The 14,880-nt window shown below is 59.8% G+C and carries 14 protein-coding genes; 6 read left to right on the forward strand and 8 right to left on the reverse strand.

The features are described 5' to 3' along the window. Positions 1–7 precede the first annotated feature (7 nt). The gene (gyrA, locus tag GSF67_RS06075) at positions 8–2,800 is read right to left on the reverse strand and encodes a DNA gyrase subunit A (RefSeq protein ID WP_006316237.1); all 2,793 of its coding nucleotides are present in this window, start codon (positions 2,798–2,800) and stop codon (positions 8–10) included. Between the two features lie 217 nt (positions 2,801–3,017). On the opposite strand from gyrA, the gene GSF67_RS06080 reads away from it, so the two are divergent. After that, positions 3,018–3,647, forward strand: a complete 630-nt coding sequence (locus GSF67_RS06080) for a MarC family protein (RefSeq protein WP_006316239.1) — start codon at positions 3,018–3,020, stop codon at positions 3,645–3,647. A 132-nt stretch (positions 3,648–3,779) separates the two neighbouring features. After that, on the forward strand, positions 3,780–4,928 hold the full coding sequence (locus GSF67_RS06085) for an HPP family protein (RefSeq protein WP_006316241.1): 1,149 nt from the start codon (positions 3,780–3,782) through the stop codon (positions 4,926–4,928). A 41-nt stretch (positions 4,929–4,969) separates the two neighbouring features. Here GSF67_RS06085 and GSF67_RS06090 read toward each other — a convergent pair whose 3' ends face one another. The 3 genes from GSF67_RS06090 to GSF67_RS06100 all read right to left on the reverse strand — a co-directional run bounded on the left by GSF67_RS06090 (position 4,970) and on the right by GSF67_RS06100 (position 6,185). Continuing rightward, complete coding sequence (locus tag GSF67_RS06090; RefSeq protein ID WP_010971677.1) at positions 4,970–5,260, reverse strand: type II toxin-antitoxin system RelE/ParE family toxin; 291 nt, start codon at positions 5,258–5,260, stop codon at positions 4,970–4,972. Next, a complete protein-coding gene (locus GSF67_RS06095; RefSeq protein ID WP_006316245.1) occupies positions 5,253–5,519 on the reverse strand; it encodes a type II toxin-antitoxin system ParD family antitoxin in 267 nt (88 codons plus the stop codon). The genes GSF67_RS06090 and GSF67_RS06095 overlap by 8 nt, the downstream gene beginning before the upstream one ends. A 90-nt stretch (positions 5,520–5,609) precedes the next feature. Continuing rightward, positions 5,610–6,185, reverse strand: coding sequence for a single-stranded DNA-binding protein (locus GSF67_RS06100; protein ID WP_006316246.1), 576 nt, complete (start codon positions 6,183–6,185; stop codon positions 5,610–5,612). 264 nt (positions 6,186–6,449) lie between these two features. Here GSF67_RS06100 and uvrA point away from each other — a divergent pair, with 264 nt between their 5' ends. Then, positions 6,450–9,371: an excinuclease ABC subunit UvrA gene (uvrA, locus tag GSF67_RS06105; RefSeq protein ID WP_006316247.1), complete on the forward strand. Its 2,922-nt coding sequence runs from the start codon at positions 6,450–6,452 to the stop codon at positions 9,369–9,371. 53 nt (positions 9,372–9,424) lie between these two features. Beyond that, entirely contained in the window at positions 9,425–10,225 is an 801-nt protein-coding gene (locus GSF67_RS06110; RefSeq protein WP_006316248.1) for a DUF72 domain-containing protein, read from the forward strand. 6 nt (positions 10,226–10,231) lie between these two features. Here GSF67_RS06110 and dusA read toward each other — a convergent pair whose 3' ends face one another. After that, positions 10,232–11,242, reverse strand: coding sequence for a tRNA dihydrouridine(20/20a) synthase DusA (gene dusA, locus GSF67_RS06115; RefSeq protein ID WP_006316249.1), 1,011 nt, complete (start codon positions 11,240–11,242; stop codon positions 10,232–10,234). Positions 11,243–11,380: 138 nt separating this feature from the next. Here dusA and GSF67_RS06120 point away from each other — a divergent pair, with 138 nt between their 5' ends. Continuing rightward, a complete protein-coding gene (locus tag GSF67_RS06120; RefSeq protein WP_006316250.1) occupies positions 11,381–12,070 on the forward strand; it encodes a fumarylacetoacetate hydrolase family protein in 690 nt (229 codons plus the stop codon). A gap of 31 nt (positions 12,071–12,101) precedes the next feature. Beyond that, entirely contained in the window at positions 12,102–12,632 is a 531-nt protein-coding gene (locus GSF67_RS06125; RefSeq protein ID WP_006316251.1) for a gamma carbonic anhydrase family protein, read from the forward strand. Positions 12,633–12,674: 42 nt separating this feature from the next. On the opposite strand, the gene zur is transcribed toward GSF67_RS06125, so the two are convergent. Genes zur through znuC form a run of 3 tightly spaced genes read right to left on the reverse strand, consistent with a single transcriptional unit; the run spans position 12,675 to position 14,831 of the window. Next, positions 12,675–13,088, reverse strand: coding sequence for a zinc uptake transcriptional repressor Zur (gene zur / locus GSF67_RS06130; RefSeq protein WP_006316252.1), 414 nt, complete (start codon positions 13,086–13,088; stop codon positions 12,675–12,677). After that, positions 13,085–13,903 (reverse strand): zinc ABC transporter permease subunit ZnuB, encoded by an 819-nt coding sequence (gene znuB / locus GSF67_RS06135; RefSeq protein WP_010971686.1) that lies wholly within the window; start codon positions 13,901–13,903, stop codon positions 13,085–13,087. Before znuB ends, zur begins: the two co-directional genes overlap by 4 nt. Next, the gene (gene znuC, locus GSF67_RS06140; RefSeq protein ID WP_006316254.1) at positions 13,896–14,831 is read right to left on the reverse strand and encodes a zinc ABC transporter ATP-binding protein ZnuC; all 936 of its coding nucleotides are present in this window, start codon (positions 14,829–14,831) and stop codon (positions 13,896–13,898) included. The genes znuB and znuC overlap by 8 nt, the downstream gene beginning before the upstream one ends. Positions 14,832–14,880 lie beyond the last annotated feature (49 nt).

The raw sequence follows: 14,880 nt of genomic DNA on the forward strand, positions 1-14,880 counted from the left end.
AGGCGGCTTACGCCTCGCTCTCCGGTGCTTCAGGCGCATCCGGCAGATTATCATCCGCCTCTTCGCCATTGCCGTTCTCCGCCTCATCGTCGCCCTCAGGCTCGTTGATGCGCTCCACAGAAACCACTTTCTCGTCCTTGGCGGTGGAGAAGATCGTGACGCCCTTGGTGGCACGGCTGGCGATGCGGATGCCGTTGACCGGCACACGAATGAGCTGACCACCATCGGAAACCAGCATGATCTGGTCGCCCTCTTCCACCGGGAAGGCAGCGACGAGTTCGCCGATTTCGTTGGTCTTGGCGGTATCGGTGGCACGGATGCCCTTGCCGCCACGACCCGAGGTACGGAAGTCGTAAGAAGACGAACGCTTGCCGAAGCCCTTCACGGAAACCGTCAACACGAATTCTTCGCGTGCCTTGAGCTCCTGATAGCGCTCTTCACTCAGTTCGCCCTCTTCCGTCACTTCCTCGCCGACGAGTGCGATATCTTCCTCGTCCACGCCAGCGGCACGGCGCTCGGTGGCCGAGCGCTTGAGGTAGGCGGCACGTTCCCACGGTTCCGCTTCCACATGGCCAACGATGGTCATGGAGATGATGCGGTCGCCCTCAGCCATGTTGATGCCACGCACGCCGACGGAGTTGCGGCCGGCAAAGACGCGAACATCGTCCACGGGGAAGCGGATGCACTGGCCGAGCGCTGTCGTCAGCAACACGTCGTCACGATCGGTACAGGTTTCGACGGAGAGGATTTCATCGCCCTCCTCGTCCAGCTTCATGGCGATCTTGCCATTGCGGTTGACCTGAACGAAATCGCCGAGCTTGTTGCGGCGAACGGTACCGCGCGTCGTCGAGAACATCACATCCAGCGTTTCCCAGGCGGTCTCATCCTCGGGCAACGGCATGATGGTGGTGATGCGCTCGCCGGGCTCCAGCGGCAGCATGTTGATGAGGGCCTTGCCCTTGGATTGCGGTGTACCGATCGGCAGGCGCCAGACCTTTTCCTTGTAGACGATGCCACGCGAAGAGAAAAACAGCACCGGCGTATGGGTATTGGCAACAAAGAGACGGTTGACGAAATCCTCGTCGCGCGTCGCCATGCCGGAACGGCCCTTGCCGCCGCGGCGCTGCGCCCGGTAGGTGGTCAGCGGTACGCGCTTGATGTAACCGAGATGCGAAACGGTGACGACCATATCCTCGCGGGCGATGAGGTCTTCATCGTCCATGTCAGGACCGCCCTCGACGATCTGCGACCGGCGCGGCGTGCCGAACTCGTCGCGGATCGAAACAAGTTCGTCCTTGACGATCTGCTGGATACGCACGCGAGACGACAGAATGTCCAGATACTCGCTGATTTCAGCGCCGATCTTGTTCAGTTCGTCGCCGATTTCATCGCGGCCAAGCGCGGTGAGGCGGGCAAGGCGCAATTCGAGAATGGCGCGCGCCTGCTCTTCGGAAAGATTGTAGGTGCCGTCTTCGTTGATGCGGTGGCGCGGATCGTCAATGAGACGGATCAGGCTTTCCACATCCTGCGCCGGCCAGCGCCGGGTCATCAACTGCTCGCGGGCCGAAGCCGGATCGGGAGCATGACGGATGACGCGGATGACTTCGTCGATATTGGCGACCGAAATCGCCAGACCGACCAACACATGCGCGCGGTCGCGTGCCTTGCGCAGCAGATACTTGGTGCGGCGGCTGACGACGTCTTCACGGAAGGAAACGAAGGCCCGCAGCATGTCGAGCAGCGTCATCTGTTCCGGCTTGCCTCCGTTCAGCGCCACCATGTTGCAGCCGAAGGAGGTCTGCAGCGGCGTGTAGCGATAAAGCTGGTTCAGGATGACTTCAGCATTGGCATCGCGCTTCAGTTCGATGACGACGCGATAACCCTGGCGGTCGGACTCGTCGCGCAGGTCGGAAATGCCCTCGATGCGCTTTTCCTTGACCAGCTCGGCCATCTTTTCGATCATCGAGGCCTTGTTCACCTGATAGGGAACCTCGGTGATGATGATCTGCTCGCGGTCGCCGCGCATCGGCTCGATGGTAGCGACGCCGCGCATGATGACCGATCCACGGCCGGTCTCATAAGCCGAGCGGATGCCTGAACGGCCCATGATCAGCGCGCCCGTCGGGAAATCCGGTCCGGGAATAATCTGCATCATCTCGGGCAGTTCGATCGCCGGATTTTCAATCAGCGCGACGCAGCCGTCGATAACCTCGGACAGATTGTGCGGCGGAATATTGGTGGCCATGCCCACCGCGATGCCGCCTGCCCCGTTGACTAGAAGGTTCGGGAACTTCGCGGGAACGACAACCGGCTCCTGCAGCGTGCCGTCATAGTTGTCGCGGAAATCGACCGTTTCCTTGTCGAGATCGTCGAGCAGAGAATGCGCGGCCTTTTCGAGACGGCATTCGGTGTAACGTTCGGCCGCCGGCGGGTCGCCATCGATGGAGCCGAAATTGCCCTGTCCGTCAATCAGCGGCAGACGCAGCGACCAATCCTGCGCCATACGCGCCAGCGCGTCATAGATCGCCGAATTGCCGTGCGGATGGAATTTACCCATCACGTCACCGGTGACGCGGGCGCATTTGACGTATTTCTTGTTCCAGTCGATGCCGAGTTCGGACATGCCGTAGAGGATACGGCGATGAACCGGCTTCAGGCCGTCTCGCACATCGGGAAGCGCGCGGGACACGATGACGCTCATGGCGTAATCGAGATACGACCGCTGCATTTCCTCCATGATGGAAATCGGTTCAATGCCTGGCGGAAGTTTTCCGCCGCCGGGGGGGCTCTGGTCAGTCAAAACGGATCACATTCTCTGTTAAGAATCGGATGGATTTTTATAGCGGAAACAGCAACGTTAAGCCAATTTCCCGGCGAGTTTTGAACAGGCTTTTGCGTCATTTGCAAGACGAGCGCCGCTTTTCACGATTTAGCCCGGCAAAAGCACCGCCGCTCCCTTTCAATGTTCCGGCGAGTTGCGTAGGCTCCGCCGTAAAAACAGATAAGATGGGGAAAGAATGGCCAGCAGCGAAACGCTCATCAACGCGCTTACCACACTTCTGGTCACGCTCGATCCGCCCGGTCTCGCCCCCGTTTTCCTGGCGCTCACCGTCGGCATGACGCGCGATCAGCGCAGCCAGGTAGCGTTGCGCGGCTCCATCATCGCCTTTGGCATTCTCGCCGTCTTCGCGCTCTTCGGTCTTGCCATTCTCAACCTGCTCGGCATTTCGCTCGGTGCCTTCCGCATCGCCGGTGGCCTTCTGCTGTTCTGGATTTCCTTCGAGATGATTTTCGAGAAACGCCAGGAGCGCAAGGAAAAGACCTCGGAAATCGCCATCACCAAGGATCATCTGCACAATCTGGCGGTCTTTCCGCTGGCCCTGCCGCTGATCGCCGGGCCGGGCGCCATTTCCGCCACCGTGCTGCTTGCCGGCTCAATGAAAACCACCGTCGAGATGGTGGTGCTCATCCTGATCCTCGCTTTCGCCATGGCCCTCGTTTATGCCGCGCTGATCGTCTCGGAACGCATGGACCGTTTTCTCGGCAATACCGGCCGCGCCATCCTCACCCGGCTGCTCGGCGTGCTGTTGGCAGCACTCTCGGTACAATTCGTGGTCGACGGCATAAAATCGGCCTTCGATTTCTGATCTCCGCTATGATCGCATGTCTGCGCAACAAAATCCCGCATCCGGCGATAACCCAGGAAAATCCATCCTTTAAATCCGGCCGCCATTTCGGCTAAAAGATGCGCATCTTTTCCGAATTCGAAAGTTGTCATCATGCGTTCCACGCTGCGCCGCCTCATCCCGGATGCCGCACCTGTCAGCAACAGGGAAAGGCTGCGCTCCGCGACCGGCGCCTTTGTCGGCATTCTGCTGACTGGCCTTCTCGGCAGTTTGGCTCTACGTTTTGATCCCACCCTGCCCGCCATGATCGCGCCGATGGGCGCCTCGGCCGTGCTTTTATTCGCCGTGCCCTCCAGCCCTTTGGCGCAGCCCTGGTCGATCCTGTGCGGCAATCTGGTGTCGGCTTTCGTGGGGGTAACCGCAGCGCTGCTGGTGCAGGATCCATTCCTCGCCAGCGCGCTCGCCATCAGCTTTGCGATCGCCGCGATGATGGCGCTGCGCTGCCTGCATCCGCCAAGCGGTGCCGTCGCGCTGACGGCGGTTCTCGGCGGTCCCGTCGTGCACAGCCTTGGTTATGGCTTCCTGCTCTGGCCGGTCGCCGGAAACTCGCTGATCCTTTTGGCCCTGGCACTCCTCTATAACAATGCCACCGGCCGCGCCTATCCACACGGCCTGAAGCCTGGAAAGGCCGCCCACGGCACGACCGATCCCACGCCCATCCAGAAGATCGGTTTTTCTTCGACCGATCTCGACGAGGTGCTGAAGGAATATGACGAGGTTCTCGATATCGACCGGGACGAGCTCGAGACCATCCTGCGCAAGACCGAACTGCGCTCTTACCGCCGCCGCGCGCTGCATCTCGATTGCGCCAGTGTCATGTCCCAGGATGTGATCGGTGTCGCCCCCGATGACAGCCTGCGCCACGCCCATGCGCTGATGCATAACCACCATTTCAAGGCGCTGCCCGTCACCAACGACAAGGCCGAAATCGTCGGCATCGTCACCCAGACGGATTTCCTGGAAAAGGCGAGCTGGAGAAACGGCCGTCCCTCCATCGGCTTCCTGCAGCGGCTGCGCCTCATTCTGTCTGGCGCAAGCGCCCCCAACGATACCGTCAAGGACATCATGACCTCGCCGGTGAAAACCGTGCGGCCGGAGACTTCAATCGAGGAAGCGATCATCCGTTTTGCTGAGGAAGGTCTGCATTACCTGCCGGTCATCGACGCCATGGGAAAGATGGTGGGAATCGTGTCGCAATCCGATGTCATGGTTGCGATGCTGGCGGACAAGGTGGCGGCCTGAGCCTTTCCTTGGAGCCAAGAACAACCTGCCGTCGGAAGCCGTCAAAGCTTTAAGCGGCGGATGCTCCGACCATGGACAATGGTGAGAATGAGCACGCCGGAACCGTCAGTTTCATAAAAAATGACATGGCTTCCATGTTCGTGTCTACGTATGCCTTCTCCAACAATCGTGGCTGAACGTCCCATACGTGGATTATTGCCAAGCAACTGGAAACAGCTTTCCATGCCGTCTTTGTACAGACGTGCCTGATTCAATCCGAACCGTTCAATACCATAGAGGAAGATGTCGAGAATTTCGTTTTCGGCTTGCGTGCTCAACCGATAATTATTCACGCATGACACCGTGGGCTGTCGCTACACGTTCAGCTTCCGCGAACAAATCATCCATGCTGCGGGACCCGACACCACTGGCGCGGGACTCCGCAACGATTTGGCGAAGCTCGTCAATGCTGAAATCCTTCCCTCGCCTGGCCCAGTCACGTCGTACGAGATCCCGCACATAGTCGCTGGCGCTGGCGTATTCGCCCTTCTGGATACGGCTTTCGATCCAGTCTTTCATCGGGTCTGGCAAGGAAAAGGTCATGTTCGCCATGTCTCAAATCTCCTGTCAGCCCGATGATGATATCAATACATCGAAAAAACCACAAAATTCTGACTTGCGGCAGTTTCGACAGTATCAGCCTCAGAACGGAATATCGTCGTCCATATCGTTGGAGAAGCCACCGGAAGGCTGGCCGCCGCCACGGGATGAGCCGCCGCGCGGCGAGGACTGCTGGTCGTAACCACCGCCGCTGCCATAATCATTGCCACCGCCGAAATCGCCGCCACCGCTGCGACCACCACCACCACCGCCACCGCCTTCACCGCGACCATCGAGCATCGTCAGCGTGGAGTTGAAGCCCTGCAGGACGATTTCGGTGGAGTAGCGGTCGTTGCCGGTCTGGTCCTGCCATTTGCGCGTCTGCAGCTGGCCTTCAATATAGAGCTTGGCGCCCTTCTTGACATATTGTTCGACGACCTTGCACAGGCCTTCGTTGAAAACCACGACGGTGTGCCATTCGGTCTTTTCCTTGCGCTCGCCGCTGTTGCGGTCGCGCCAGGTTTCCGAGGTGGCGATACGCAGGTTGGCGATGGGGCGGCCATCCTGCGTCCGGCGGATTTCGGGATCGGCGCCGACATTCCCGATCAGAATTACCTTGTTTACGCTACCAGCCATCTCGTCATCCTGTCCGCCAGCCTTCATGACCGGCAATTGCATTTCAAAAAATCCCGCACACAATAACCACCACCGCCCGCAAAGGGCACCGCAGGCAGGGAACTATCCACAAAGAATAATCTTAAGCTGTGGGAGCAGACATTCGCGCTTGCAATTCGTTCCTTTTTTGTTCTATTAAATCGCAGATTTCGAGTCAAGCATTCCGAAAAGCTGCGCCCGATAGGAAATAGACCTCGACACCTCCGGCTGCGTCACTACATAAGGACGCGCTGCCATCAAGTGTGTTATTTTTGTCCGAGCCTTGTCATGAGTGAACTGAAGACGATTTCCATCCGTGGCGCCCGCGAGCACAATCTCAAGGGCATCGATCTGGATCTACCGCGCAACAAGCTGATCGTCATGACCGGGCTTTCCGGCTCGGGCAAGTCGTCGCTTGCCTTCGACACGATCTATGCCGAGGGGCAGCGCCGTTATGTCGAAAGCCTTTCGGCCTATGCGCGCCAGTTCCTGGAAATGATGCAGAAGCCGGATGTCGACCAGATTGACGGTCTGTCGCCGGCCATTTCCATCGAGCAGAAGACAACCTCGCGCAATCCGCGCTCCACGGTTGGCACCGTTACCGAGATTTACGACTATATGCGCTTGCTCTTCGCGCGTGTCGGGGTGCCCTATTCACCTGCTACCGGCCTGCCGATCGAAAGCCAGACAGTCAGCCAGATGGTCGACCGCATCCTCGCTTTCGAGGAAGGTACGCGTCTTTATATCCTTGCGCCGATCGTGCGGGGCCGCAAAGGCGAGTACAAGAAGGAACTGGCCGAACTGATGAAGAAGGGCTTTCAGCGCGTCAAGGTGGATGGCCAGTTCTACGAGATCGCCGACGTTCCTGCCCTCGACAAGAAGTACAAACACGATATCGACGTGGTGGTCGACCGTGCGGTGGTGCGCCCGGATATGGCAGCGCGCCTCGCCGACAGTCTCGAAACCTGCCTCAAGCTCGCCGATGGGCTGGCTATCGCCGAATTTGCCGACAGGCCTCTGCCGCCGGAAGACACCGCCGCCGGCGGCTCGGCCAACAAGTCGCTCAACGAAACCCATGAGCGTGTGCTGTTTTCGGAAAAATTCGCCTGCCCCGTTTCCGGCTTCACCATCCCGGAAATCGAGCCGCGTTTATTCTCCTTCAACAACCCCTTCGGCGCCTGCCCCAGCTGCGATGGCCTCGGCTCGCAGCAGAAGGTGGATGAAAACCTGATCGTTCCGGAGCCGGCGCGCACGCTGCGCGACGGCGCCATCGCCCCCTGGGCAAAGTCTTCCTCGCCCTATTACAACCAGACGCTGGAAGCGCTCGGCAAGGCCTTCGGTTTTAAACTGTCCAGCAAATGGACGGATCTTTCCAAGGAGGCGCAGCACGCCATTCTTCAGGGTACCGAAGACAAGATCGAATTCAACTATCAGGATGGCGCCCGCTCCTACAAGACGGTGAAGAACTTCGAAGGCATCGTGCCCAATCTGGAGCGCCGCTGGAAAGAGACCGACAGCGCCTGGGCGCGGGAGGAAATCGAGCGTTACATGTCGGCAGCCCCCTGCCCGGCCTGCGCCGGTTATCGCCTGAAGCCGGAAGCGCTCGCCGTCAAGATCAACAAGCTGCATATCGGCGAAGTCACCCAGATGTCGATCCGCAAGGCACGCGACTGGTTCGAGGTGCTGCCGGAAAATCTCAACGCCAAGCAGAATGAAATCGCAGTCCGTATCCTCAAGGAAATCCGCGAACGCCTGCGGTTCCTCAACGACGTCGGGCTGGATTATCTTAGCCTGTCACGCAATTCCGGCACGCTGTCCGGCGGCGAAAGCCAGCGCATCCGTCTGGCCTCACAAATCGGCTCGGGCCTGACAGGCGTTCTTTACGTTCTGGATGAGCCTTCGATCGGCCTGCACCAGCGTGACAATGCCCGCCTGCTCGAGACACTGAAACACCTGCGCGATATCGGCAATACCGTCATCGTTGTCGAACATGACGAGGACGCCATTCTGACGGCGGATTATGTGGTCGATATCGGCCCGGCCGCCGGCATTCACGGTGGTCAGGTGATCGCGGAAGGCACGCCGCAGGACGTGATGGCCAATCCGAAGTCACTGACCGGCAAATATCTCTCCGGCGAACTCGGCGTTGCCGTGCCGGCCGAACGCCGCAAGCCGAAAAAGGGTCGCGAGATCAAGGTTTTTGGCGCCCGTGGTAACAACCTCCAGAATGTCACGGCAGCCGTGCCGCTCGGCGTTTTCACCGCGGTAACCGGCGTATCAGGCGGCGGCAAGTCCACCTTCCTGATCGAGACGCTTTACAAATCGGCGGCGCGCCGGGTGATGGGCGCGCGCGAAATCCCGGCCGAGCACGACCGCATCGACGGTTTCGAATTCATCGACAAGGTGATCGATATCGACCAGTCGCCGATCGGCCGCACGCCGCGCTCCAACCCTGCCACCTATACCGGCGCATTCACGCCGATCCGTGACTGGTTCGCCGGCCTGCCGGAGGCCAAGGCGCGCGGTTACGCGCCGGGCCGTTTCTCCTTCAACGTCAAGGGCGGCCGCTGTGAGGCCTGCCAGGGCGACGGCGTCATCAAGATCGAGATGCACTTCCTGCCCGACGTTTATGTCACCTGCGACGTCTGCCACGGCAAGCGCTACAATCGCGAGACACTGGATGTCACCTTCAAGGGCAAATCCATCGCCGACGTGCTGGACATGACGGTCGAAGAAGGCGTGGAGTTCTTCGCCGCGGTGCCGGCGGTCCGCGACAAGCTGCAATCGCTGTTCGATGTCGGCCTCGGTTACATCAAGGTCGGCCAGCAGGCCAATACGCTCTCCGGCGGTGAAGCGCAGCGCGTCAAACTCGCCAAGGAACTGTCGAAGCGCTCGACGGGCCGTACGCTCTATATCCTTGACGAACCGACGACGGGCCTGCATTTCCACGACGTCAACAAGCTGCTGGAAATGCTGCATGCGCTGGTGGAACAGGGCAATTCCGTCGTGGTGATCGAACACAATCTTGAAGTCATCAAGACCGCCGACTGGATCATCGATATCGGCCCCGAAGGCGGCACGGGCGGCGGCGAAGTGGTGGCAACCGGCACGCCGGAAGACATCGTCAAGGTAGAGCGCTCCTATACCGGCCACTTCCTGAAGGAACTTCTCGACCGCCGGCCGGCCGGCAAACGCGAGGCTGCGGAGTAATCCGCAGCTTTGGCAAAGGTTCAAAAGGCCAAAAGCCTGTGGAGGAACAGCATATGTCGACATCAGGAACAATCCGCACCGGTATTGGCGGTTGGACTTTTGAGCCATGGGAAGGCACGTTTTATCCGGAGAAGCTGACGAAGAAACGTCAACTTGAACATGCCAGCCGGCAATTGACGGCAATCGAGGTGAACGGCACCTATTACAGCAGCCAGAAGCCGGAAACCTTCGCCAAATGGGCCTCCGAAGTGCCCGAAGATTTCATCTTCTCGCTGAAGGCCAGCCGCTTCGTCACCAATCGCAGGGTTCTGGCCGAAGCCGGTGAATCCATGACGAAGTTCCTGACGCAGGGTCTGACGGAACTCGGGTCTCATCTTGGCCCGATCCTCTGGCAGTTCGCGCCCACGAAGAAATTCGATGCGGATGATTTCGGCGCTTTTCTGGCGCTGCTGCCGGAAAAACAGGACGGCATTTCCCTGCGGCATGTGGTCGAGGTGCGCAACGAGACATTCCAGGTACCGGAATTCATCGATCTCATCGCCAAATACAAGGTCGCCGTCGTCTGCGCCGATCATCACGATTATCCGATGCTGCCCGATGTGACCGCCGACTTCGTCTATTGCCGTCTGCAGAAGGGCGAGGACGATATCAAGACCTGTTATCCGCAGACAGGGATCAGCGACTGGGCAAAACGGCTCAAGACCTATGCGGCTGGCGGCGTGCCCGACGATCTGCCGCTGATCGCGCCCGGGCGGAAGGTCGAAAAGACCCCGCGCGACGTCTTTGCCTTCTTCATCACCGGCGGCAAGATCAATGCACCCGTGGGTGCGCAGGAACTGCAAAAAGCGGTCTGAGGTGTCTTAGCCCGCCAGTTCTTTCATCGGGTTGAAATCGATGGCGGCGAAAGCTGCCTCGATCACCTCCGGCCCCGCTCCCGGCCTGGTGGCATCGCTGGAGAGGATTTGCCGGAAACGGCGCGCGCCCGGCATGCCCTGAAACAGGCCGACCATGTGGCGGGTAACGTGATTGAGACGTCCACCTATGGCAATATAATCGGCAGCATAAGCCATCATCGCGTCCCGCAACGCCATCCAGTCATAGTGGCGGGCTTCGTCACCATGGATACGATGATCGACATCGGCAAGGATCGAGGTGTTGTGATAGGCGGCCCTGCCGAGCATCACGCCATCCACGTATTTCAGGTGCTCGCTTGCCTGGTCGAGATCGGCGATGCCGCCATTGATGCCGATGAAGACGTCAGGATTGTCCCGCTTCATGCGGTAGACGAGATCGTAATCAAGCGGCGGCACCTCGCGGTTTTCCTTCGGCGAAAGCCCCTGAAGCCAGGCTTTTCGCGCATGGACCCAGACCGCATCCGCACCGGCCGCCACGACCCGCGCCAGAAAATCCGGCAGCACCGTTTCGGGCTCCTGGTCATCAACGCCGATGCGGCATTTGACCGTAACCGGAACAGCCGCAACCGCTTTCATCACTGAAATACACTCGGCAACGACGTCAGGCTCGCGCATCAGGCAGGCGCCGAAGGTGCCGGATTGCACCCGGTCCGAAGGGCAGCCGACATTGAGATTGATCTCGTCATAACCGTAATCACCGGCAATCCGCACCGCCTCGGCAAGCTTGGCGGGATTCGATCCGCCGAGCTGCAGCGCAACGGGATGTTCCTGCGGGTGGTAACCGAGCAACTTCTCGCGCTGGCCATGGATGATGGCGTCGGCGACGATCATTTCGGTGAACAGCAGAGCGCGCTTCGACAGTTGCCGGTGTAGAAATCTGCACCTCGTGTCGGTCCAATCGATCATCGGGGCCACGGCGAAGATTTTTTCGCCGCTGGCAAGCGCTTGTCTGTACATGGATAAACCTCTTTGCGCCGGCTTCTACAACAAAGTACCGTAAAAAACCAGTTTTGCAGGCAAGGTCATTTTGAACTGGAAATCGTCCCGGAATCGCGGGACAAGAATTGCAGCCTCAAGAGACGACAGGAAATCCCCATGGCCGCCACCGTCATCCCCGCTCCGAAACCAGTTCTGCTGCCCGTCGAGGGCACGGACGACCTTTTCCCCGTGCGGCGGGTCTATTGCGTCGGCCGCAATTATGCCGATCACGCCATCGAGATGGGCCACGATCCGTCGCGTGAACCGCCCTTCTATTTCCAGAAGAACCCGGACAATCTTCTGCCAGCAGGCAATGATTTCCCCTACCCGCCACTATCCTCCAACGTGCATTACGAAGTCGAGTGCGTCGTGGTCCTGAAGAGCGGCGGCGCGGATATTCCGGCGTCGGAAGCGCTGAACCACGTCTGGGGTTACGCCGTCGGAATCGACATGACCCGCCGCGACCTGCAGGATGGGTTAAAGAAAATGGGCCGCTCATGGGAAGGCGCCAAGGCGTTTGAGCATTCCGCACCAGTCTCTGCCATCGTTCCCGCCGATAAAATCGGCCATCCCGCTACCGGCGCGATCTGGCTCGATGTCAACGGCGAACGCAAGCAGACGGGCGATCTCGCCCAGATGATCTGGAAGGTGCCGGAAGTGATTGCCGAGCTTTCCAAGCTGTTCACCCTTGCCGCCGGGGATGTGATCATGACCGGCACGCCGGCGGGCGTCGGCCCGATCGTGTGCGGCGATACGATTGAGTGCGGTGTCGATGGTGTCGGCACGCTCTCGGTCAAAATCGCCTGATCGGCAGGAAACGCAAAGGGAGGACACCGCCATGCCGCTTTACCGCCTTGCCGACCGGGTGCCGCAGACCCCCGCCCCGGATCGTTACTGGGTTGCGCCCGATGCCAATGTCATCGGTTCGGTCACGCTTGGCGAGGATGTCGGCATCTGGTTCGGCGCGACGCTGCGCGGCGACAACGAGCCTATCAGCGTCGGGCGCGGTACCAATATTCAGGAGGGCGTGATGGTGCACAGCGATCCGGGTTTTGCCGCTGTTATCGGCGACATGTGCACCATCGGCCACCACGCCATCGTCCACGGCTGCAGCATCGGCGACAATTCGCTGATCGGCATGGGTGCGACGATTTTGAACGGCGCGAAGATCGGCCGCAATTGCCTCGTCGGCGCCAACGCGCTGGTGACGGAGGGCAAGGAATTTCCGGATAATTCGCTGATTGTCGGCTCACCGGCACGGGCCATCCGCACGCTGGATGAGGCCACCGTGGCGGGCATTCGCCGTTCGGCGGAAAAATACATCGAGAACTGGAAACGTTTTTCGACGGATCTGGCGATCATCGAATAATGATAGATGGCGGGCGCCGACGCCCGCCCCTCACAATTGGCGTTATGCCGCGCAGGCGGCGCAGAGGCCGCGGATTTCAATGGTGGTCTTTTCCGCCTTGAACTTGCTGTCCTTCACCCAGCGCTCCAGACGGTGGTCGATCTCATGGTCGTGAAACTCCGTCACCTGCCCGCAGGATTCGCAGATGGCAAAAGCCACGCTTCCATGGTGTTGGGAGCAGCATTCGGCCTGCGTATGTGTGCAGGCAACAAAGGCGTTGAGGCTTTCCAGCCGGTGCACGAGACCGAATTCCACCAGCTTTTCCAGCGCCCGGTAAACCTGCAGCGGCGCGCGGAAGCCATCGTCGCGCAGCTTATCGAGGATCATATAGGCGCTGAGCGGCTGATGCGCGTTTGAGAGAGCATTCATCACCAGCGACTGGTTCTTGGTGAGGTTCTGCTGGGTCTGCACATTCATGGCTTGCCTCCTTCATCCGCGGAGCGGGAAAAACCCGGCGCCGGCAACAGGCTTATAACGAACAGGATCACCGCGGCAACCACGATGGATGGGCCGGACGGCGTATCATAGGTCAGCGAGCCAAACAGGCCGCCGACAACGGCAACCGCGCCGATCAGCGAGGCCACAACCGCCATCACCTCCGGCGTGCTGGAAAAACGCCGCGCGGTCGCGGCCGGTATGATGAGCAGCGAGGTGATGAGCATGATGCCGACCACTTTCATGGCGATTGCGATCACCAGAGCCATCAACAATGTGAAGATCAGCTTCGAGCGTTCCGGGTTCAGCCCCTCGGCTTCCGCCAGTTCGGTATTGACGGTGGAAGCGAGCAGCGACCGCCACAAGAAGACCATGGAAACGATGACCACCAGCCCGCCGCCCCAGATCAGCGCGATATCGCTGCGGGTGACGGCAAGAATATCGCCGAACAGGAACGAGACGAGATCGATACGCACCCAGCTCATGAAGGCGACAATGACAAGGCCGATCGCCAGCGCCGAATGAGACAGGATGCCAAGCAGTGCATCGGAGGAGAGCGCCTGCCGCCGCTGCAGGAAAATAAGCAGGATCGAGACGGCGGACGCCACCAGAAAAACGCTGACGATGAGATTGAGCTGCAATAGCAGCGAGAGCGCCACGCCGAGTAGCGCCGAATGGGCCATGGTATCACCGAAATAGGCCATGCGTCGCCAGACGACAAAACAGCCGAGAGGACCGGCGGTGAGCGCAACGCCGATGCCGGCGACCATGGCGCGTACGAAGAAATCGTCAAACATGGCGTTCTCCCTGCCGAAGGCCGTCGGGCGCATGGTCCCCATGCTCCCCATGATCATGGCCGCAACCGCATTCGCCATCCTCATCATGGTGGTGCCCATGGTCATGATGATGATCATGCGCGTGATGGTGCCCGTCCTCGGGATGGCAATGATCCGTCACCGTTCCATCCGCATGCTGCACCCGGCCATCGGGCAGATGGGTGTGGTCGTGACGGTGGCTGTAAACGGCTAGTGCCTTGGCCGCCGTGCCGCCGAAAAGCCGCATATATTCCGGGCTCTGGCTCACCGCCTGCGGCGTGCCGCGGCAGCAGACATGGCCGTTCAGGCAGATCACAGTATCGGTTTCCGCCATCACCACATGCAGGTCATGTGAGATTAACAGAATGCCGCAATCGTTTGAATTCCTGATATTTTTAATCAGATCGTAGAGAGCGATCTCACCGGAAAAATCGACACCCTGAACGGGCTCGTCGAGAACCAGCAGATCGGGCTTGCGGGCAATGGCGCGGGCGAGAAGTGCGCGCTGGAACTCGCCGCCGGAAAGATGCTGCACCTCGGCATTGGCAAGATGTGCGATGCCTGTCGCATTCAGCGCCGCGTCGATTTCCCGCGCAGGCAGCGGCCCGGTTAGCGTCATCAGCCGGCGCACGGAAAGTGGCATCGTCCAATCCACCGAAAGCTTCTGCGGCACATAACCCACGCGCAGACCGGCCTTGCGCGAGACCTTGCCCTCGCTCGGTTTCGCAACACCGATCGCCATTTTCGCGCTGGTGGATTTGCCGGAGCCGTTCGGGCCAATCAGCGTGACGATCTCGCCCCTGCTGACGGAAAACTCCACGCCACGCACCAGCCAGCGGCCGTTGCGCTGCACGCCGGCATTGGCGAGGGAAACCAGTATTTCTTTGCCCTCAAGGGCGGAATGAAGCATGGGATTGTCCGTTCGGCGATGTTGCCTACCGCTATTGCATACGTTATAG

Source organism: Agrobacterium sp. CGMCC 11546 (assembly GCF_013365515.1).
GTDB lineage: Bacteria > Pseudomonadota > Alphaproteobacteria > Rhizobiales > Rhizobiaceae > Agrobacterium > Agrobacterium fabrum.